Source organism: Pacificimonas sp. ICDLI1SI03 (assembly GCF_054740865.1).
The window spans coordinates 1,283,826-1,303,957 of record NZ_JBSQAU010000001.1; the positions used below are offsets into that span (position 1 = coordinate 1,283,826).

Annotated in this window: 17 protein-coding genes; 8 read left to right on the forward strand and 9 right to left on the reverse strand. The window is 60.3% G+C overall.

The window, feature by feature from the left end; all coding sequences use genetic code 11:
• Nucleotide 1: 1 nt before the first annotated feature.
• Entirely contained in the window at nucleotides 2-328 is a 327-nt protein-coding gene (locus tag ACSMXM_RS06330) for a carboxymuconolactone decarboxylase family protein (protein ID WP_460314964.1), read from the reverse strand.
• 24 nt (nucleotides 329-352) lie between these two features.
• Nucleotides 353-1,168 carry an HpcH/HpaI aldolase family protein gene (locus ACSMXM_RS06335; protein ID WP_460314966.1) on the reverse strand — a complete coding sequence of 272 codons (816 nt, stop codon included), beginning with the start codon at nucleotides 1,166-1,168 and terminating at the stop codon, nucleotides 353-355.
• Between the two features lie 148 nt (nucleotides 1,169-1,316).
• Here ACSMXM_RS06335 and ACSMXM_RS06340 point away from each other — a divergent pair, with 148 nt between their 5' ends.
• From ACSMXM_RS06340 to ACSMXM_RS06350, 3 genes are read left to right on the forward strand one after another with little or no spacing between them, the layout of a single operon-like run.
• Complete coding sequence (locus ACSMXM_RS06340; protein WP_460314968.1) at nucleotides 1,317-2,525, forward strand: cobalamin-independent methionine synthase II family protein; 1,209 nt, start codon at nucleotides 1,317-1,319, stop codon at nucleotides 2,523-2,525.
• Between the two features lie 2 nt (nucleotides 2,526-2,527).
• Nucleotides 2,528-3,457 (forward strand): alpha/beta hydrolase, encoded by a 930-nt coding sequence (locus tag ACSMXM_RS06345; protein ID WP_460314970.1) that lies wholly within the window; start codon nucleotides 2,528-2,530, stop codon nucleotides 3,455-3,457.
• A gap of 13 nt (nucleotides 3,458-3,470) precedes the next feature.
• The gene (locus ACSMXM_RS06350) at nucleotides 3,471-3,860 is read left to right on the forward strand and encodes a carboxymuconolactone decarboxylase family protein (RefSeq protein ID WP_460314972.1); all 390 of its coding nucleotides are present in this window, start codon (nucleotides 3,471-3,473) and stop codon (nucleotides 3,858-3,860) included.
• A 2-nt stretch (nucleotides 3,861-3,862) separates the two neighbouring features.
• On the opposite strand, the gene ACSMXM_RS06355 is transcribed toward ACSMXM_RS06350, so the two are convergent.
• From ACSMXM_RS06355 to ACSMXM_RS06370, 4 genes are all read right to left on the reverse strand, one after another.
• Complete coding sequence (locus ACSMXM_RS06355) at nucleotides 3,863-4,330, reverse strand: GlcG/HbpS family heme-binding protein (protein WP_460314974.1); 468 nt, start codon at nucleotides 4,328-4,330, stop codon at nucleotides 3,863-3,865.
• Nucleotides 4,327-4,965 (reverse strand): c-type cytochrome, encoded by a 639-nt coding sequence (locus ACSMXM_RS06360; protein ID WP_460314976.1) that lies wholly within the window; start codon nucleotides 4,963-4,965, stop codon nucleotides 4,327-4,329. The genes ACSMXM_RS06355 and ACSMXM_RS06360 overlap by 4 nt, the downstream gene beginning before the upstream one ends.
• Before the next feature lie 71 nt (nucleotides 4,966-5,036).
• Nucleotides 5,037-6,374 (reverse strand): MFS transporter, encoded by a 1,338-nt coding sequence (locus ACSMXM_RS06365; RefSeq protein ID WP_460314978.1) that lies wholly within the window; start codon nucleotides 6,372-6,374, stop codon nucleotides 5,037-5,039.
• Nucleotides 6,375-6,461: 87 nt separating this feature from the next.
• On the reverse strand, nucleotides 6,462-9,368 hold the full coding sequence (locus ACSMXM_RS06370; protein ID WP_460314980.1) for a TonB-dependent receptor domain-containing protein: 2,907 nt from the start codon (nucleotides 9,366-9,368) through the stop codon (nucleotides 6,462-6,464).
• 222 nt (nucleotides 9,369-9,590) lie between these two features.
• On the opposite strand from ACSMXM_RS06370, the gene ACSMXM_RS06375 reads away from it, so the two are divergent.
• From ACSMXM_RS06375 to ACSMXM_RS06395, 5 genes are all read left to right on the forward strand, one after another.
• Entirely contained in the window at nucleotides 9,591-10,994 is a 1,404-nt protein-coding gene (locus tag ACSMXM_RS06375) for an MFS transporter (protein WP_460314982.1), read from the forward strand.
• On the forward strand, nucleotides 10,966-11,862 hold the full coding sequence (locus tag ACSMXM_RS06380) for an amidohydrolase family protein (protein ID WP_460314984.1): 897 nt from the start codon (nucleotides 10,966-10,968) through the stop codon (nucleotides 11,860-11,862). The genes ACSMXM_RS06375 and ACSMXM_RS06380 overlap by 29 nt, the downstream gene beginning before the upstream one ends.
• Nucleotides 11,859-12,665 (forward strand): amidohydrolase family protein, encoded by an 807-nt coding sequence (locus ACSMXM_RS06385; RefSeq protein ID WP_460314986.1) that lies wholly within the window; start codon nucleotides 11,859-11,861, stop codon nucleotides 12,663-12,665. Before ACSMXM_RS06380 ends, ACSMXM_RS06385 begins: the two co-directional genes overlap by 4 nt.
• Before the next feature lie 177 nt (nucleotides 12,666-12,842).
• Nucleotides 12,843-14,066, forward strand: coding sequence for a hypothetical protein (locus tag ACSMXM_RS06390; protein WP_460314988.1), 1,224 nt, complete (start codon nucleotides 12,843-12,845; stop codon nucleotides 14,064-14,066).
• Nucleotides 14,059-15,024: a methylenetetrahydrofolate reductase gene (locus ACSMXM_RS06395; protein ID WP_460314989.1), complete on the forward strand. Its 966-nt coding sequence runs from the start codon at nucleotides 14,059-14,061 to the stop codon at nucleotides 15,022-15,024. The genes ACSMXM_RS06390 and ACSMXM_RS06395 overlap by 8 nt, the downstream gene beginning before the upstream one ends.
• Before the next feature lie 28 nt (nucleotides 15,025-15,052).
• Here the strand turns inward: ACSMXM_RS06395 and ACSMXM_RS06400 are convergent, their stop codons facing one another.
• The 3 genes from ACSMXM_RS06400 to ACSMXM_RS06410 form a co-directional block, all read right to left on the reverse strand.
• Nucleotides 15,053-16,726: an MFS transporter gene (locus tag ACSMXM_RS06400; protein WP_460314991.1), complete on the reverse strand. Its 1,674-nt coding sequence runs from the start codon at nucleotides 16,724-16,726 to the stop codon at nucleotides 15,053-15,055.
• A gap of 69 nt (nucleotides 16,727-16,795) precedes the next feature.
• Complete coding sequence (locus tag ACSMXM_RS06405; protein WP_460314993.1) at nucleotides 16,796-18,883, reverse strand: PQQ-dependent dehydrogenase, methanol/ethanol family; 2,088 nt, start codon at nucleotides 18,881-18,883, stop codon at nucleotides 16,796-16,798.
• Nucleotides 18,884-18,940: 57 nt separating this feature from the next.
• The gene (locus ACSMXM_RS06410; RefSeq protein ID WP_460314995.1) at nucleotides 18,941-20,131 is read right to left on the reverse strand and encodes an alpha/beta hydrolase family protein; all 1,191 of its coding nucleotides are present in this window, start codon (nucleotides 20,129-20,131) and stop codon (nucleotides 18,941-18,943) included.
• Between the last annotated feature and the right edge of the window lies 1 nt (nucleotide 20,132).

Sequence of the window (20,132 nt, forward strand, 5' to 3'; positions counted from 1 at the left end):
CTTATTCAGCGGCCTTTGCGTCGACGATGGTCTTCAGCTTTCGGGCCGCGCTGACCGATACCGGCCAGCCGGCGTAGAAGGCGATATGCGCAATGGCCTCCCCCAGTTCCTCCACCGTCAGACCGTTTTCGATGCCATATTCCATATGGCCCTGGGCCTGATCGCGGTTCAGCGCGATCAGGCAGGTGATCGTAATCAGGCTGCGATCGCGGGGTGATAATTCCGAGCGCTCCCACACCTTCCCGTAAAGAATGTCCTCTGTCAGTTCGTCGAGCAGAGGCGCGACGTCCTTTAGTTCGCGGCCACGTCCACCAGCGGGTCGTTTCATCTTTTATGTCCTATCTCTGCTGTGTCAGGATTTGCGGTGCGCATCGAAATTCGCGGCCGCCGATTTCAGCGCGCCACGCAGGAGGCCGAGGTCCGATAGCCAGGCGATATATTTGACACCGCGGGCGACGTAGCTTTCCAACTGCTCGGCATTGCTGACGACGGTGCCGATATGCTTTCGCCCGGCAGCAACCTCGATCACGCGGTCGATGGCTGCCACCACATCGGGATGACCGGCATTGCCGGGATGGCCGAGCGACTGGCTGAGGTCGCCCGGGCCGATGAACAGGACATCGAGATGCTCCACTTGGCAGAGCGCCTCTATATCCTCGACCATTTCCTTGTTTTCGACGTGGACGCTGACCAGCGTTTCCTTGTTCGCCCGCTCCTCATAATCCGGACCGGACATACCGTAGCCTGCGGCGCGGCAGGCGCGGGCCGAACCGCGTTCCCCGATAGGCCAATATTTGGCATAGCGGATCACCTCCTCAACCTGCGCAGCGCTTTTCAGGGATGGCACCTGGATGCCGCCGGCGCCGCTGTCGAGAACGTGAAGGATATTCGCCTCGCCCGCGTCCGGGGTACGCACGACGCTGCCCATGCCAACGCGCTCGCAGGTGCGAATGATATTTTCGATGCCCGCATGGGTGTAGCAGCCATGCTCTGCATCGATGATCAGAAAGTCGAAGCCGGACAAGCCGAACAGTTCGGCAATCGCGGGCGAATCGAACTTGAAAAAACTGCCAAAGACGGTGTCTCCCGCCTCCAATTTGCGCCTGACAGACCCGTCGAACACTGCTTTCTCCCCTTCTGGCACCCCCGTCTGCCATGTCTCACGCATGGTCTCCAGAGTCGCTATTTACAAACTTCATTCAACATGGCACCAAAGATACTATAAGCCAAGCTTTCATAAATCGGCACTTTTAATCGGCATTTCCTTCTCCGTCTGCCGGTCAGTGAAGTCGATAGCATCAGAAGGGGAGTATCGTATGAAGCGTAGCACCGATCGCATCCTAACCACGCATGTCGGCAGCCTGATCCGGCCCGTAAACGTGTTGCGGCACATGATGCACAAGGCCCTGGGCGAGCCGGTGAACGAGGCGGAATTCGAAGCCGATGTTACAGCAGGCGTGGCCGAAGTCGTCGCGAAGCAGGCCGAAATCGGCATCGACATGCCGAGCGACGGCGAAATTTCAAAGCCAAGCTTTCACAATTATGTGACCGATCGCCTAGGCGGGCTGGAACAACAGCCGCCAGAAAAACGCGGTGCCTATTATGCGAAGCTGAGCGAGGAATTCCCCGGCTTCATGAAGCAATATAATGCCATGTACAAAACCATGTGGATGTCGCCGGAGCTGGACGAGGAAAAGGTCCGAGAGGCCGTTTCGATGCCGATGCCACGCAGCCATGTGGTCGGCCCCATCACCTATGAGGGCCATGACGCACTGCAGCGGGACCTCGACAATTACAAGGCCGCGCTGGAGGGCAAGGAGTTCGTCGAAGCCTTCATGCCGTCGGCAACCCCCGCCCGCGACGATGCCGAGGCAGGCGAGGTTTACGAAAGCACGTCCGCCTATCTCTATGCGCTCGCTGATGCGATGCATGAAGAATATAAGGCCATCGTCGACGTCGGCTTCGTCGTTCAGTTGGACTTGGGCCTGCCCTCGCGCAATCAGGTGCTGCCCGGAAATCCCAATCCCTCCCCAGAGGATCTGCGGCGCGCATCCGAAATGCAGATCGAGGCCTATAATCACGCCTTGCGCGGCATACCCGAGGACCGCGTCCGCTATCATATGTGCTGGGGCAGCATGAATACGCCGCATACGACCGACGTGCCGCTGACCGAGGTCGTCGATCTGATCCTGAAGATCAATGCACAGGCCTATGTCATCGAAGGCGCCAACCCGCGCCACGAACATGAGTGGACGGTGTGGAAGGATGTGAAGCTGCCCGACGGCAAGATCCTGGTGCCCGGCGTGGTCAGCCACCAGACCAATGTGGTCGAACATCCGGAACTGGTCGCCATGCGCATCGAGAATTTCGCCAGTGCCGTAGGCCGCGAAAATGTCATCGCGGGCACGGATTGCGGCTTTTCCCAGGGCTGGAACATGGCGCGGGTCCATCCAGAGGTTCAATGGGCCAAACTGTCCGCCCTGGTTGAGGGTGCGGCGATCGCCTCGCAGCGCCTCTGGAACTGAACTTGGCGGCACCCCCCGAACTCGCAGACGGACTGGCGGAATATATCGAGACGGTCCGCGCCGGCACGGTGGGGCGGACGCTTTCGCTGGAACAGTCACGCCTGATCGCCGATCGGGATGCCGCCGCCATCGCCTATCCGCGGCCACAGGGGATGACGGTGGTCGACAGTTTCGTCGTTACCGCGGGCCGGGAAACGCCCGTGCGGATCTATCGCCCGAAGGTGGAGACTCGCGCGGCGCTGGTGTATTTTCATGGTGGTGGGTTCACGACCGGCAGCATCGAGAGTTACGATGCACTCGCCACCGCCCTCGCGGAAGCTGCGGAGGCCGTCGTCATCAGCGTCGGTTATCGCCGATTGCCCGAGGCGACGACGCGGGCGCTGCTGGATGAAGCGGTCGATACGCTCGCCTGGACAGTGCAAATGGCGGACCTGCTGTCGATCGATCGTGACCGCATTGGCGTCGCAGGCGACAGCGCCGGAGCCTTCATTGCGACGCAATTGGTGATCGCGGCACGCGACGGTGCCGCGCCCCTGCCCTGCTGCCAACTGCTCTGCTATGGCATGTTCGACATTGACGAGACGCGGACTGCGTATCGCGAGGCCGCTGATCCGGTTCTGCCCCTGCCCATTCTGGAAGCAATCATTCAAACCTATCGCGACCGCGACCGCGATGATCCCGCACCACCACCGCCGCTTCAACGCGACGGTCTGCACGGCCTGCCGCCGACGATCATACTGGCTGCCGAGCATGATCGGATGCGCGAGGAAAATGCGGAATATGAGGATCGGCTTCGCGCCCACGGCGTGACAACGACATTTCGCGTGGCGCAGGCAATGCCGCACGGCTTTTTGCGCGCGGTGCGCTTTTCAGAAGCGGCCAGAGACGAAATGCAATGGCTGGGCAACGCCGCCCGGCCCTATCTTAAATAAAGAGGAACCAGACATGGCATTAAAGACAGATGATCCCGCCTTCCAAAAGGGCCGGGAAATGCGGAAACAATTGTTCGGCGAAGCAAGCGTCGAACGGCTGGACGCGGCCGACGATTTCCACGAACCGCTGGAAAATTTCGTAACGTCCGCCTGTTTTGGCGAGACATGGTCTCGCGAGGGCCTGACGCTGCGCGAACGCAGCATGATCACCATGGCAATCTGCGCGGCGCTGAACCGCCATGTGCCGCTGAAACGCCTGACCAAATGCGCGGTCCAAAACGGCGCGACGAAGGAGGATATCCGCGAAACGCTGTTGCAGACGACACTTTATATCGGCGTCGCGGGCGGCGTCGAAAGCTGGGGCCTGGTGGCAGAGGCGCTGAAGGAAATCGACGCCTATTAGGGCTATTCGGGGCGGCTGGCGCTGAGCCCGGCCGCCTCTACCCCGGCCGTGCCGCAGGCAGCATCCTCTTCGGATTTTGCGCCGGACGTCCCTACCCCGCCCAGCAATATGCCATCGGTCGTATAAATGGGAACGCCGCCGCCAATAGCGGCAACCGTCGGCATGTTCGCGGGCGGTTTCATGGCGGCGAGATCCGCCGTCTTGCGACCGGATTTCGACGAAGATTCAGCTTTCCATCGTGCGATTTCGCCTGCTGCGGTCGATACACCATCCATATGCGCGGATGTGATCGGCCGGCCGTGTGCGTCCATTACGAAAAGCGTTATTTTCAGATCACGCTCCCCCGCCCAGGCAATGCAGGTATCGCGGATCGTCGCCGCGCTGGCATAGTCGAGCGCGGGACGCAGGGACTGCGCCGCAGCGGGCCCAGCGAGCGCCACGCCCGCTGCAATGATCGCGATTGTCTTCATGTCCGTGCCTCCAGATAGTCGATGATCTCGTTTCTTTTGCTCGCATCGTTCATGCCGGGCATCAGCATCTTTGTCCCGGGAACGAAGCCCTTAGGATCGGCGAGATATTGATCGAGCGTTTCGCGCGACCAGCGAACATCCAGATCACGCATTGCCGGCGAATAATTATAGCCGCTCTGCGCGCCCGCCTCAGCGCCAAACACACCATTGAGATTTGGTCCCAGCTTCTTCGGCCCATCGCGTTCAACGCTATGGCAAACCGCACACATCGCAAATGATGCGGGCGGCTTTGCCGGTGACGATGCCTGCATTGCGGGTTCAGCCTGCGGCGCGATATGCGTCGCTGAAGTAACGGCGGCCGCGGTAGTGGGAGCGGTCGCATATGACGCGAGTTGCACATTGCCGGCATCCGCCACCGGCTGCTCCTCAGCAGGTTCATCCAGTGCAGCATCCTGCAGGCCGTATTCGTCTGCCTCAGCAGGCTGAAAGCTCGGAGTGCTGGCTTGCCGTACGACTGGTTCGCCCATGTCTTTGGCCGTTGTAACCGCGCCGCTATCCTGTTCGCCGCAGGCCGAGACCAGCAGCCCAGCTATGCAGACCGCTGTGAAGGCCCCGACAGGTACAACATGCTTCATGAAATCATCTTTCCGGTGGACCGCTTCAGAGGCGGCAGAGTTACTACGCATCGCCCGTGCCTCGGCGCGTTTTACGACGCAATGCCCTGGTCACGACGAGTCATGGCGAGAAAGAATGCCGACAAGGCGGGAATGATCAGGATCGACCCGAAGATCGCCAGAACCCAGAAGCGGCCCAGGTCAGCACCGATCGCGACGCCGCCGGCCAATGGCCCGACGATCCCGCCTATGCGTGCAAACCCCATCATGATGCCGAGGCTGGTGTTACGCAGAGTGGCGTCGAAAAAGTTCAGATTGACCAGGATCAGCGCCGTATAGCTGCCGACATTGAAGAAGCCCCAAAGTGCTGCCGTTGCGATGAGCGCCATCACGGCACCAGTTGGAACGCTGGTCAGGATGAACATGGCCACCGCTGTCGCAAGCAGGAAGATGATCGTGATCCTGATTTCGCCCACGCGTCGCGCCAATGCGCCGACGCTGACATGGGCGATGATGCCCGCCCCAGAGGAAAACATCCCGGCGATTCCGATGCGGGTCATGTCGAGACCGGCCATCTCGAGAATCTGCGGCTTGAACCCGGCCATGAACGCGCCGCTGCTGGTGAAGCTGAAGCCCGCGAGACACAAAAGCCCAAGTGCCAACCAGAGGCTTTTGGGAAAGACGGAGAAGCCGCGCCTCTTCTTTGACTGGGGCGCTGCTTCTCGAGGGGCTGGCGGCATTTCGGCATATTCCGGCTGCCCCATTCGGCGGAACGTCGCGTTCAGCCGTTCAAGCGCACGAGCGGGTCGACGCGCGACCAGATAGTCGGGGGATTCGGCAAGTAGAAAAAATGCGAGGATAAATGAGCTGAAATTGAGAACCGCGGCCGCCCAAAAAATCGCCCTCCATCCATAGGGTTCGATCAAAAGCGCCGCCAGCGCCCCACACAGCATGCTGCCAAAGGAATATCCGGTATGCAAAATGCCGACGAAAAAGTTGGAGCGCTTCTCATTGCTGAATTCGGCAACCGTAACATTCAGGGTAACCACCAGGGCGCCCAGCAAAATGCCGGTTACGAAACGCAGGCCGAGAAGCAGGGGTAAATTGTGAACGATGGCCGTCGCCACAAGCAGCACCGACAACAGGCCAAGGATCCAGACCGTCATGGTGCGGCGCCCGACACGGTCGGCGAAGGGAGACAGAAATATCGAACCCACCGCAATGCCAACGGGCGTGGCGGTGTAGGCAACACCGAACGCCGCCGGGGATATGCCCCATTCGGCGATCATCACCGGACCCGCATAAGCAAGCGTGACGACATCTACTCCGTCCGCCGCATAGGCAAGCACGCATAGGGCGACGACGGCGTATTGATACCAGCCCATGGGCGCCTGCTTGATACGGCCTTGGGGCGACGCTGGGTCCATCATCTTGAATGCTCTCCGACATGATCAGGAACAAGCGCACCGGGCGCGCCCAAAGGGACACCCGGTGCGCAAACTGAGCCTGCAGGTCGGCTAGAAGCGAAGACGGACGCCTCCCACATAATAGCGACCGATCTTGTCGAACATTTGGGAGTTGGCAATTGTCGGCTGCACGATGAAGTTCGGTGCGATCGGTGGGTCGACGTCAAACAGATTGTCGATCTTGCCATATAGTTCGATGCCGTCGGTCAACTGATAAGCCGCGGAGATGTTGGTGTAGAGGCGGCCGTTAATATCGTTCTGGTCGGCAGGCAGGTTGACGTCATCAACATAGAAGGAACGGAATTTGCCGCCACCGATATAGCGGAAGAAGAGACCCGCCCGCCACGTATCGGCGGTATAGGTCAGATCCAGATTGGCTTTCCATTCCGGTTGTCCGGAATAGTCGGTGGCCAGGTCGCCGACATAGTCGATCGTGCCGCCCTCAGTACCAAGAAGCAGCTTGTCGACCCAGTTTACGAGAAGCCGCGAGCTGAACGAGCCCGGCCCGATCGGCATGCGATAGGTCGCCTCGAAATCTATACCCGACGTTTCGGCAGTATTTACGTTCAAAAGCGTTGCCTGCACCGAATTGATCAGGTTATCGGCGCCCAGGGTGATGAAATCGCAATATGAATCAATATTGGCCACGAAACAGTTGGAAATGATCGTCGCTGCCGGCAGCGCCGTAATCGCATCATCGATTTTGATGGAATAATAATCGATCGACGCGTTGAAGCCCGGCAGGAATTCAGGCTGTACAACCACACCGATGGAGCGCGTGTCCGCCTTTTCCGGTGTCAGGTTCGGATTGCCGCCCGTCAGCGACGTAATGAAATAGGACGGCGGGATGGAGTTGTTGGAATTCGACCGGGGATCAGGTTCGCCGCGGATGACCTGATTCTGTCCGGAGAACAGTTCGTTGACATTGGCGGCGCGGATGTCGCGCGAAATGGTTCCGCGGAAACGCACTGACGGTATCGGCGAATAGTTCATGCCGATCTTCCAAGGGACGACGCCGCCGCTGGAACTGTAATCGGCATAGCGAACCGCGCCGTTGATTTCGAGATTGTCCGCGAACGGCTTCCCCTCGGCAAGCGGAACGCCGACCTCCATATAGGCCTCTTTCACGTTCAACTTGCCCGAGAAAGGCTGCTGGTTAATCGACCTCCAGTCCCGCATTTCGGACCGGGGGTCGCTGACGCTGACGATTTTTTCCCGGCGATATTCGGCACCGACGGCGAATGCCACGGGGCCAGCCCAGGTGGAAAGCGGCGTACCCCGGAAGTTCAGACCGAAGACATCCTGATCCATGTCCGCCTCGTAAAAGGACGTGCCGCGGTAGTAATCCTTTGCCGCGTTGCTGATCGAGCCGGGGCCGAATACGTTGATCGGAACACAGGCCGGGTCGTTATTCGCCGCGTTACCGTCCGCGTTCACGCGACAGACTGGCTGCCCGCTATTGGGATCGATGACCGAGTCGATTCCGCGCACCCAACGGCTCTCGCTGCGGTTGTTGACGGATTCCTGATAAAAGGAGTTGCGCGAAATTTGCGCATAGGTGTCCCAAGACCAGCCACCCGCAATGTCACCCTCTGCGCCAATGGCGAAGCGGCTGACCTCGGTATCGCTATTATTTTCGGAAAAGCCGTCATCCAGATTCATGCGACCGAAACCAAACGACTGAATGTCATTATCGATCATTATCTGGCGAATGCCTTCGTCGAGAAATGCATTGTCCTGCTGGATAGTCAGCGTACCATTATCGTAATTCGGAGCGAGATCGGACAGAACCTGGACCTTGCTGTACAGTGCGTCGGCCCAGATGCTGGTGCTGTTCGATACTTCGAACGAAAGACGCCCGAAACCCGAATAGCGTTCGATATCGACGCCGATATTCCCTTCGTCGGTAATATTCACGCCATCACCGTCAAGCTGAAAAACGGTACCGACCGGATTGCCGAACTCGAATGGCTGCGGCTCGCCATTTTGGCCAAACTGGATACCGTAGAGCGGGCTGGTCGTCGGCTGGCCTGTGATAAGACCGCCGAAGGTCATCCTTGAAAATGTCGGAAAGTCGGCAATCATCTGCGACGGAACGGTGCCCGGCGGATTCGTGAACAGGACCGATTGATTTCGGCCCCATGGGCGGCTTGCCACCGCGGTCTGCCCGGTATTGTGATAATAATCACCCGCGACGGTTACATGCAGCCGGTCATCCAACAGCCTGTCGCCATATGCGGCGGAGAGGATGGGCCGCTTGAAGTCGCCATATTTGGATTCGCCATAAGAAGCATCGACCTTCAGTCCCTCGAGACGTTTATCGAGGTTGAAGTTGATGACACCCGCAACGGCGTCCGAACCGTAAGCGGCCGACGCACCGCCGGTAACGACGTCGACACCACTAAGGAGAGCGACCGGGAATACGTTCGTATCGATGCCGCCAAAGGGGTTCGTCGCCGCAATGCGCCGACCATCGAGCAGGATCAGAGTTTTCTCGCGACCGAGCGCGCGAAGGTCGGGCTGGTTCTGGCCGACCGGCTCGCTGGAGCGCCCAACGTTCCAGTTCATGCGCAGCTGCGGAATGTCGGCCGCTAACTCGGCGACCGCACCGAAGACCCGATCCTCGATCTGCTGTTCACTGATCGAGGTAACCGGAGTCGGCGCACTGAACCCGTCCCCCAAACGCGAGCCAGTGACAACGATTTCCTCAGCGGAAGAATAGCTTACCGGATCGGCAGGGGTGGCTGCCGTATTTACGCTGACATCCGGAACCGCCCGATCGCTGAGGTCGGCAGCGGGGTCGACGCGGCTGTCGGGCGGCGTCGCCTGTTGCGCAAGTGACGGCGCCGACGTCATCATTGTTATTGCAGCAATGACGGAAAAGCTGGCTCCCGTCAGCCCCCGCCGGGGCAATCCGCTCGTGAGCCGTACGTCGGTTTCCAATTGTTCGCGCGTCATTTCGTACCTCCCCAAATTCCTTGCCAAGAGCGGCTAGTTTTCATCCCCGGATCGTTCGACCGGGCTAGCGTCGCCTGAATGTTTTCATTCTAGGATGACGGACATCGGTCGATTATGACAAACACATATTCGAGACAAGAGCTAATTAGTCAAAGACGAATTATGTTTGACATTTGCGGATGGTCCTGATCCGATCAACTGTCAGTCGCTTGGGAGGCAAATGTGGCAGCGGTACAGAATAAGTCGCGCGGGTGGTCGCCAGAGACCATGAGCCCCTATCAATATGCAATTATTGCGCTTTGCTGTATCGCCAACATCGCTGACGGCTTCGACGTGGTGTCGCTGGCTCTGGCCGCCCCTGTCCTGTCGACGGAATGGGCGATGGACCCCGCCGTCCTCGGTTCGCTGTTCAGCGCCGCCGCCGTCGGCCTGACGGTCGGGGCCTTTCTGGTTGCCCCTCAGGCAGACAAACTCGGTCGACGACCAGTCATGCTGATCGCGCTTGGATCTCTGGCCGCAGCGCTGCTGCTGACCAGTATCGTCTCAAATATTTGGCAGCTCCTCGTGCTGCGCTTCATCACCGGCATCGGTTTGGGCACGCTGGTCGTCTGCCTGAACACTACGGTCGCCGAGTTCGCGAGCGAAAAAATGCGAAACCTTGCGCTCGCCATTCTCCACACGGGTTTTACAGTGGGCATGATCCTTGGCAGCGGGATCGCAACGCTCGTTCTGGAGCCGATTGGCTGGCGCGCGATCTTTTTTACGGCAGGTCTGCTGAACGTCGCGACCTTTGTCTTGGGCTTCATGCTGCTGGGAGAATCTCCTGCCTTTCTGGCAGCGAGGAAGCGTGCACGCGATCTGGTCAAGCTGGACCGGCTGGGAAAGCGGATGCGCATTCTCAATCTGCGGGAATTGGTGATTTCCGGACTGTCGACCTCAGCGGACCCTTCCGAAGGGAAATTCCGCATGCTGCTTTCCAACGACCTGCGTAACCGTACGATCCTGCTGTGGCTGGCGTCGCTGACATATGCCATCGTCGGATATTTCCTGATGAACTGGAAACCGACGATCCTCGCCAATGCGGGCCTGTCGCCCACGCTGGCGGCGGCGAGCGGTATGGTGACGGGGTTGTGCGGCGCGCTGGGCCACCTCGCCATGGGCATCTGGGGGCGCAAGGTGGGCGAGGGGAGGCTTACCGCGATCTTCTTTACCGCATCGGCGGTGACGCTGGTCATGTTTGGATTGCAACCGCCCGTGCCGATCATCCTGCTGGCCATTGCTGGGCTGACGACGTTCTTCGTCGTGGGTGCCTATACAGGGCTGTTCCTGGTTTCAGTGCTTATGTACCCGCCTGCGGCCCAGAACACCGGACTCGGTTTCGTTGTCGGCTTCGGCCGCATCGGCGCCATTATCGGACCCATGATCGGCGGTTTCCTGTTGAGCGCCGGGTTCGACCGCATGGCGACCTACTTTATCTTCTCCGCGATCGCGATCATTCCGGCCATTACCATGCATATGGCCAACCGCCTGGCCGCCCGCGACCTGCGCGCGGCGGAGGAAGATGCGCGGGCGCCCGCCAATCCGGAAAGGACACCCGATGCCGAACGCAGCGGTCAAGCTGTTTGATACCCACGCGCATTTCTTCACCAGCGACACCGACGCCTTTCCGGTGGACGTCACCGGTGCACGCGAAGGCGAAGATGCAATCCGGCAGCGTATTTCGAAAGACCCTATAGACGCGGAACGGCTGTTGAACCTGTGGGACGAGACCGGCGTAACGGGCGGCGCGGCGGTTCAGTACAACACGATCTACAAAACCGACAATCGCTATGCCCTGGCTGTGGCGGATCAGCACCCGGATCGCGCGTCCACAGTCCTGATCCTGAACGCCGCCGCACCCGATACGCCGGCGATCATCCGCGAACTGGCAAAGGCGCACAATGTCGCCGGCCTTCGCCTGTTCGGATATCCTGACGAGAGGGGCGAGTATCCCTGGCTGGATTCCTCGGCTGCTCTGAAAAGCTGGGAAATGGCCGCGTCGCTGGGCCTTTCCATGGTCGTCATGTACGCACCGGGTCGGCCGTCTGCAGCGGCGTTGCAGCGGATAAAGGGGCTGGCCCGGCGCTTTCCATCCACGCCGATCGCGATCGATCATTGCGGCTGGCCAGCGGTGGACAGCGGCGACGAAGGAACCGTCGGTGCCGAGCATGCCGCCCTTGCCGATGCAGCCAACATCCATTTCAAATTCACGCAAATAAACCTGAACCGCTTCCAGGAAAACGGCATCGACCCTGCCCGCTTCGTACAAGAAATGGTGCACGTTTTTGGCGCGCGCCGCCTGATGTGGGGGTCGGATGTGGGCAATACGACCGTGACGTATGGGGACATGGTCGCCCAGGCGATTGCCGCGACCTCTCTGTTGAGCGAGGAGGAGCGGGTGCAGGTTCTGCACGACAATGGACAAAGGCTGTTTGGGCGGGGAGTCGCGATTTGACCAGCGAGGTTGCCGACCCCCCGATCATCGACACACACTGCCACGTCTTCACGCAGTCGATGCCGCTGACCGATACGGCGTGGACACGGCCCGGCTATGATTATCCCGTCGAAACCTATCTGGCTGACCTCGATGCCCATGGTGTCGCCTTTGGCGTGGTGACAGCGGCCAGCCTGTTCGGCGATTATAATGATTATACGCTGCGATGCCTTGACGCCCATGACCGGCTGCGCGCAACGGTCATGCTGGACCCTGCCACAGGTGCCACGGAACTGGCTGACTTGCGCCGGCGCGGCGTGCGGGGGGTACGTTTTCAGATCGCGATGAGCGACGCCCTGCCCGATCTGTCATCCTATGGCTTTCGCCGCTTTGTCCGCCGCCTTGCCGATGCGGATCTGCATCTGGAACTGAACCTGTCAGGGCCGCAACTGGCGAAGATGCTGCCGGCGCTCCAAGATCAAGGCGTAAAGATCGTCATCGACCATTTCGCCCTGCTGCGATCCGAAGGGGAGATGGAGGGCGAGGGTTTCGTCGCGGCGATGAAGTCCATCGAAAACGGCCGCACCTGGATAAAGCTGTCCGCCGGCTTCCGCCTGCCGCCCGCAGCAATCGCCGGTTATGCTGCGCGACTGCTGCAGATGGCTGGCCCGGAACGGCTGCTGTGGGGAAGCGACGCGCCCTATGTCGGGTGCGAAGACCGGATGACCTATGCCGCCGCGCTGCAGATGTTTTACGATATCGTACCCGATGGGCGCACCCGGCGGGAAATTTCAGACAGCGGCCTGCGGCTGTACTTTTTCTGATCCCTGCCCTGCCCTGCCCCGGTCCTGTCCGGCGGCGCGTGGGTCATGGCCCACAGCCGGGTTGGGAGCGAATATGGTTCACCTGCCGCGGGCGCCGCCGCATCGTGCAAATCAACAGCAGTGTTCGACGACGGGATACCCTGAGGACAAACGAACTGCATAGCCGAGGGGACGATCATGGCCGAAGCCGCGACTGCAGCGAAATATCCGCATCAGGGACAGGACCCCGATCACGATGCAGCGGTCCATGCCCCGGATAGCAGGGCACCCAAGGATTTCCGCTTTTACGACAATCGTCAGAAATACCTGATGTTCGTGAATACCTGTTCTGAAAAATGGGTCGTCGCAGACCGGGCCGCCCGCGAGCTGACCAAGCTGAAGCCACAGCCGCCCGCCGTGCGGTTCTTCGATGCGGGCATGGGCGACGGCACGGTGCTGGCGCGGGTGATGCGGTCCATGCATGCGGCCTATCCGCGTTTCCCCTTCCTCATATCCGGAAAGGAGATCAGCCTGGAAGATGTCCGCCTGACGCTCGACAAGATGCCGGACCGCTTTTTCGAACATCCCGAAACGGTTTTGGCGATAACCAATATTTCCTATGCAGACGCGCCCTGGCTGGTTCCCGCCAACAAGGAATTGCGCGACCGTATGGTTTGGAAAACCGTCGCACTGAAAGGTGAAACGACTGCGGAATTCGAGCGTCAGATCCTGCAGCTGCAGACGTTTCTGGCCAGCAATTGGCGCACGAAGGTATCGGAAAAGACCGGCAGTCTGGTGCCGGAGACGCCCACCACGCTGATCCTGTATAGAGAGGATTGCGCGTTCCTGCTGAACGACATCATTCCGCAAAAGGACGCGCCGCGCGCCGATTATGATCTGATCATCGCCAGCCAACCCTTTCGGCTGAGCGCCAGCATAGAGTTCAAGGCCGGGCGTATCCTGGCGCCGCTCGCCCGGGGGCTTCGCGAAAAGGGGCGGCTTCTCGGCATTCATTCCGCGGGAAATGATCCAGGGCTGGAGATCATTCAACAGGTCTGGCCGCAGGAGGACCCGTTCACGACATCGCGCTTCATGCTGCTGGATGCCACGCGCGCGGCGCTGGGGGACGAGGCGAAACAGTTCAGTTTCAACCCATTGCCAAGTTCCGAGGCGCTGTTTCGATATGAAATGCATACCCTGCCCGACGAGATCGACAATGAGGCCGCCTCCATCGGCACGTCGACGCTGCTCGCCGCGTGGAATGCCGCAACCTACGTCGCCCAGATCGACGAAGAACGCCTGTCAGAGGCGATGACCAATTCGGGCTATCTGGACGCCACCCGAAAGATCCTGCGCAAGAACGGCGAGCTTTGGTTCAACGACGAGAGCTACGTTGTCGTGCGGGAGAGCGGCAGTGTCTGAGCGCCCACTGCGCGCAGAGGCTGGACCGGGCGCGCGAGCCGCGAGGGCGGCGCCCGAACAACTGCACAGCAGGATCGCCGCACTTGCGCGCAATGCATCCTATGAAATCGCGGCGGGCGAGCCAGACACACTCGATGCCGCGGCGGAGATGCTTCCGCCGGGTTGTGCGATCTCGATCACCTGGTTGCCAAAGGACGATGACGTCACCCGCATTACCGCCGCCCGCCGGGTTCGAGAGAGGGGATTTGTGCCCGTACCGCACATCGCCGCCCGCATGGTGGAAAGCGAAGCAAATCTGGCATCCCTTCTGGGACGGTTGAGCGATGCTGCCGGTGTCGGGAAGATACTCGCGATCAGCGGGGATGCGCGACATTCACACGGGCCATTTGCCGACAGCAGCGCGATGATCGCCAGCCACGCCTTTGCCGAGGCCCGTCTTGAGGAGGTGGCCCTCGGCGGTTATCCCGAGGGTCATCCCGGCCTGGATCGGGGGGAACTGAATCATATACTTGATGCCAAGATCGCGAAGCTGCGCGAGTTGGCGATCCGGCCCAGTATCGTCACGCAATTCTGCTTCGACGCCAAGCCCATCGAATGGTGGCTGCAAGATTTCCGCCAGCGATATGAGGAAGTGCCCGTGCGCATCGGACTGGCAGGGCCTGCGGGAGTACGCACGCTGATGCGCTATGCCCGCATTTGCGGCATCGGCCCGTCTGCTAAGGCACTAGTGTCGAGGGGTGCATCTATTGCCCGCCTGCTTATGGAATCGACCCCCGACCCCATCATCACCGACCTTGCCGGCTCACCAAATTATCAAAGCTTCAAGCCCGTAGGCTTTCATTTTTTCCCATTCGGCGGGTTAGAGCGCACCGCTGAGTGGGTTACGGCAATTGCCGCCGGGCGATTTCGTCTGCGATCCTCTGAATCGGGTTTTGCAGCAGATATAGCCAAGCCCTAGCGAGGTGGCGTAGAACTTCATCACCGCGTCAGCTTGCATGCTCGTTATAATCTCGCGCCACGAAGCCGTCGCTTCCGGGCTGTGCCTCCACATAATGGGCGGGGTGAACCTCCAGCATGCGGTGCACCTCAGGCTGTCCCGGACCCTTATGCAGGGCGAAGATTCGCTCGCGAAAACCGCTATCGGCATGGGTTCGCCGCTGATTATGGCGGACATATTCCAGCCAGGTCGACACGTGATAGCGCTCTATCCACAATTCGGGATCGGCGAGATCGCGGTACAGCGCCCATCGGCGTGCGCCGTCGCGCCGTCGCACGCGCCGCCATTGCCGCATCTCGTTCAGGAATTCTGGAACGTCCGCGGGGGCGATGCGATACAAAATACTGACGGCCACCGGCCCATTGCGCGCCTCCACCGGCACGGCCGTATCCGGCGTCGTCCAGCGGCGGAGCGGGTCGAGGTTCAGGTCCTCGAATTCCGGCAGAGGGAGGAAGCGACCGACAATGATGCTGCCCAAATGAAGCGCGGCGCAAATTGCCAAGGCAAGCGGAATGCCCATATTGTCGGCAGCAATGCCGAACAGCCAACTGCCAAGCGCCATACCACCAAAGATCGCGGTTTGCTGCACCGAGATTGCCCGCGCGACGACCCAGCGTGGAGAGGCGAGCTGTATGGTCACGTTCAGCGTCGACATGCCCAGAATCCAGCCGCACCCCGCCAGCGCCAGCGCCGGCATCGCGGTAAACAGGCTGCCGCTTAGTGCTGTTCCGGCCGCGCCGATAGCAATCAACAATGATGCAATCGCCACGATCTTTTCAATATTCAGGCTGCGGCGCAGGCGCGCGCTGGCGAAGGCGCCGCCTACGGCACCGGCACCGAAAGCGCCAAGCAGCAGGCCGTAGATCAGCGCGCCGCCGCCGATAATGTCCCGGGCGATCACGGGCATCAAAGCAGTAACCGCGCTGGCGGAGATGGCGAAGATGGCAGAACGTGCGATGACGACCAAATGATGCGGCGACATCACGAAGTAGCGCAGGCCACTGGTGACCGCATTGCCGATCCGTTCCGGCGGCAATTCTTCATCTGTTGGCGGCACCTTCCATCGCAGCAACACCGCGATCAGGGGCAGATAGCTGAAACAGTTTACTGCAAATGCGGCGGCAGAGCCCGCCGCCGCCACGATCGCGCCGCCAATGGCAGGCCCCCCACTGCGCGCCACGTTGAAGGCGATGCTGTTATAGGCGACGGCCGCAGGCAGGACCGGCTTTGGTACTATATCCCCGACGGTCGCCTGCCACGCGGGACTGTTCAGTGCCATCCCGCAACCGATCATGAACGTAAAGCCGAGCAGCAGATAGGGGGTGATCAGGTCGCTAGCTGAGAGAAAGACGAGGGCCAAAGATACGAACAGCATCAGCCCCTGCGCGACCAGCATTACACGGCGCCGGTCGAAACTGTCGGCAATGGCCCCCGAAAGGAGTGCCAGCAACATGATCGGCAGCGAGGTCGAGGTCTGCACCAGCGCAACCATAGCGGGTGAGCGGGCAATTTCCGTCATCAGCCACGCCGCGCCGACCGATTGAATGACGTAGCCGAGATTTGACACAAGGTTCGCCAGCCATAGCGAACGGTACAGAGGAATACTGAAAGGAGATGCAGGAGGAGACGTTTCGGCCAAGCTGTTCGCACCTCCACCGGTCATCCGTCTGCCCCACCCGATCCAGACTATGCCTATACAGGTTTTGGAAGATCTTGCCTTATCATCCTGCGATCAGTCCGCGATAATTTCATCCCAGTCTTCATTCGCACGACCCACCAGATAAGCGCGGATCGCCTGCGCATCGTCTTCGCTGATCAGATCGGCAAAGCTGGCCATGCCCATTTCGCGCCGAGAGCCGCCAATGACGATGTCCATGAATTCGGCGTGGGTTTCCGGCGACATCATACGCAGATCCTTGATCCCGCCGCGCGCCTGTTCGCCGTGACAGGCGGCGCAATAATCGGCGTAGAGCTGTTCGCCCTGTGCAATGACTTCGGCAGAGGCGCCCGTATCCTCCGGCCGCGTTAGGCCGGGACCATCGTCGGCGACCGGCGGCAGTTCAGCGGTTCCGCCCAATTTGAACACCAGCAGGCGTGGCGATTCCGACAGGGGAAAGCCGAGCGATTTCGCGCTTGTGGAGTGGGCGAGACCGCCGCCCCAACCGGCATTGACGGCGATATATTGCTCGCCATCAATCTCGTAGCTGATCGGCGCTGCAATCGGCACCTGCTGGACCGGCATTTCCCAGACCTTTTGCCCGTCATCGGCGCGATAGGCGGCAAAAGTGCCGCCCACCGTGCCCTGGAATACTAGATTGCCCGCCGTCGCCAGGATGCCGCCGCTCCCACGAACCGGATAGGGTACGCGCCAGCTTTCTTTCTGGGCCACCGGATCCCAGGCGGTCAGCCAGGTCTTGTTATACTTCGCGGCAAATTCGGCGGCAGCCTTTCGCGTCAGATCATAGCCGGTGGTCGAAATACCCAACTGGCTCATCTGTCCGGGCGTCTGCTCGAAATCCGGGTTGACCGAATAGGCCATATACATTTCGGTGACTGGAAAATAGGCGAGGCCCGTCTGCGGACTGTAGGCCATGGGGTTCCAGTTATGGCCGCCCGCTGGCCCTGGCGACACGATTACCGGCGTCTCTCCATAACGCGCTTCGGGATTGACGATCGGTCGGCCATCGTCGTCGATACCCAGCGCCCAGTTCATGGCCACGTAGGGTTCCGCCGAAATCAGTTCGCCGGTCGCACGGTCCAGAACATAGAAAAAGCCGTTCTTCGGGGCCTGCATCAAGACCTTGCGCTGCCTGTCGTCGATGTCGAGGTCAGCCAGGATCATCGACTGAGTCGCGGTATAGTCCCATTCGTCGCCGGGCACCGTCTGATAGTGCCAGACGTATTCGCCGGTATCCGCCCTTAATGCGACGATTGAGGACAGGAACAGATTGTCGCCCCCTTCCGGGCTGCGATAGCGCAGTGGCCACGGGCCGCCATTGCCGACGCCCAGATAAACGAGATCGAGTTCGGGGTCGTAAACGATGGAATCCCAAACGGTACCGCCACCACCGCGCTTCCACCATTCGCCGGTCCATGTCTTTGCGGCCATCTCCATAGCCTCGGACTCAAAGCCGTCGGCCGGGTTGCCAGGGACCGTGTAAAACCGCCAGATCTGTTCGCCGGTCTCAACATCATAAGCGGTAACATAGCCGCGCGCCGCACCCTCTGCGCCGGCATTGCCGATGACAACCTTACCGTCATAGACGCGCGGGGCGCCGGTGATCGTATAGGGCCACACCGGGTCGAAGGTTTCAACACTCCAGACGGGGCTGCCCGTCTTCGCATCGACGGCGATGACGCGTCCATCCAGCGTGGCAATGATGATCTTGCCATTCCACGCAGCAAGGCCGCGTGTGACGATATCGCAGCAGGCGTCGCGCCCCTTTTCACGATCCACCTGCGGATCGAAGCGCCAAAGCTCCTCGCCCGTTTTCGCGTCATAGGCGACGGTCACATTCCAGGGTTCGATATTATAAAGCACCCCGTCAATCATCAGAGGCGACGCCTCGACGCCGCGATCGACGGGCAAATCGGCGAACCATGCCAGATTGAGATTCGACACATTATCGGCATTGATCCTGGAAAGCGGGCTGAACCGCTGCTCCCCATATGTGCGGCCCGGCGCCATCCATTGGCCGGGAAACTGGTCCGCCGCCGTCAACCGATTATGATCGACCTCTGCCGGCCCGGCCCAGGACGTCATATGGATCGCCAGCGCTGCCGCCCCCGCCGTAAGAAATAGCTTTTTAACCTGCCTCATAGCGATCTTCTAATTCCCTGGTTTTCAGCGGTCGAACAGAAGGAGCGACGCCTGCGATCATCGCTGCAACAAGCCCTTGCGCTCGCTCCAGTCTATTACGGTGTCGATGCACTTCTTCAGATGTTCAGGCTGGCCGACATAATAATGCGTCGCCCCCTTCAGGCTGAGATATTCCTTATCGGGGGTGGCAAGCGCATCGCGGATCGCGGGATTGTGCGTCGCGGGTACCGCTTCATCAGCCGTATTCTCGATCTGCAGAACGGGCGTTTCATGGATCTTTGCCGCGTTCATCGGCCCCTTGGCATTTGACAGATCATAGCTCCACTGGCTGAGCCACGACCGCAGCGTGCTGTAACGCGCCAGACCCACCGGCCCCACGTTCACCGTCTGGGGATCACCCATATAGGTCCAGTTCGGCCGCCGCTCCGACGGATCGATTTGGGGGTCCAGCCAGCGAACGTCGCACATGGTGCGATGCGTGACGAAGGCGCGTTCCCGCTCTGGTCCGTCCTTCGCATTCAGGCGCGCCAGCTCGTCCTGGGCCCATTTCGTAATACGCCGGTTGCGCGCGCGCTGCGCCTCCCGAAAGCGCATTACAAATTCGTCGCTATAGGGCGGCTGATGCAGGCAATCGGGCGAATAAATATCGAATTCGGGGTCGCGATTGTCGGGGTCGAGTTCGTCTGTAACCGACGGGTCCAGCCACTCAGTCAGCGTTTCGGCCCGCGACAGATGTGCGGCAATGAAGATCACGCCGTCCGCCCGCGGCAGCTTTGCCGCGATCAGGTCGACGGGATCGCCGGCCGGGGTTTCGGTGATGTCAGGGTTCTCGGCCTGCGCCTGATAGAAGAGCGACAGGGATCCGCCGCCCGACCAGCCGACCAGAACGACCTTCTCATAGCCCAGCTCTTCGCGAGCAAAACTGATCCATTTGCCGAGATCGATTGCAACCTTTTCAAAGATAAGGGCGGTGTCGTTCCGCGGATAGCGGCTCGCCGCGCAAAGAACGTCGAGCCCCGCATCCGCAAGCGCCGTTGGCATCGGCAACAGATGCAGAACCGACGTCGGGTGCATGAATATATAGACCGCCTTCGAACGTGAATTGGGCACGCCGAGCAACTGCCCTTCCAGGTTCACGGCGCCGGAATTTCCTGCAAACCCATAGGTTTCCGTAAATTTCGGATTATCGGCAAATGAGACGATGAGCGGCGTTCGCGTCCACGCGGCCTTGCTGTCGTTCAGGGACATA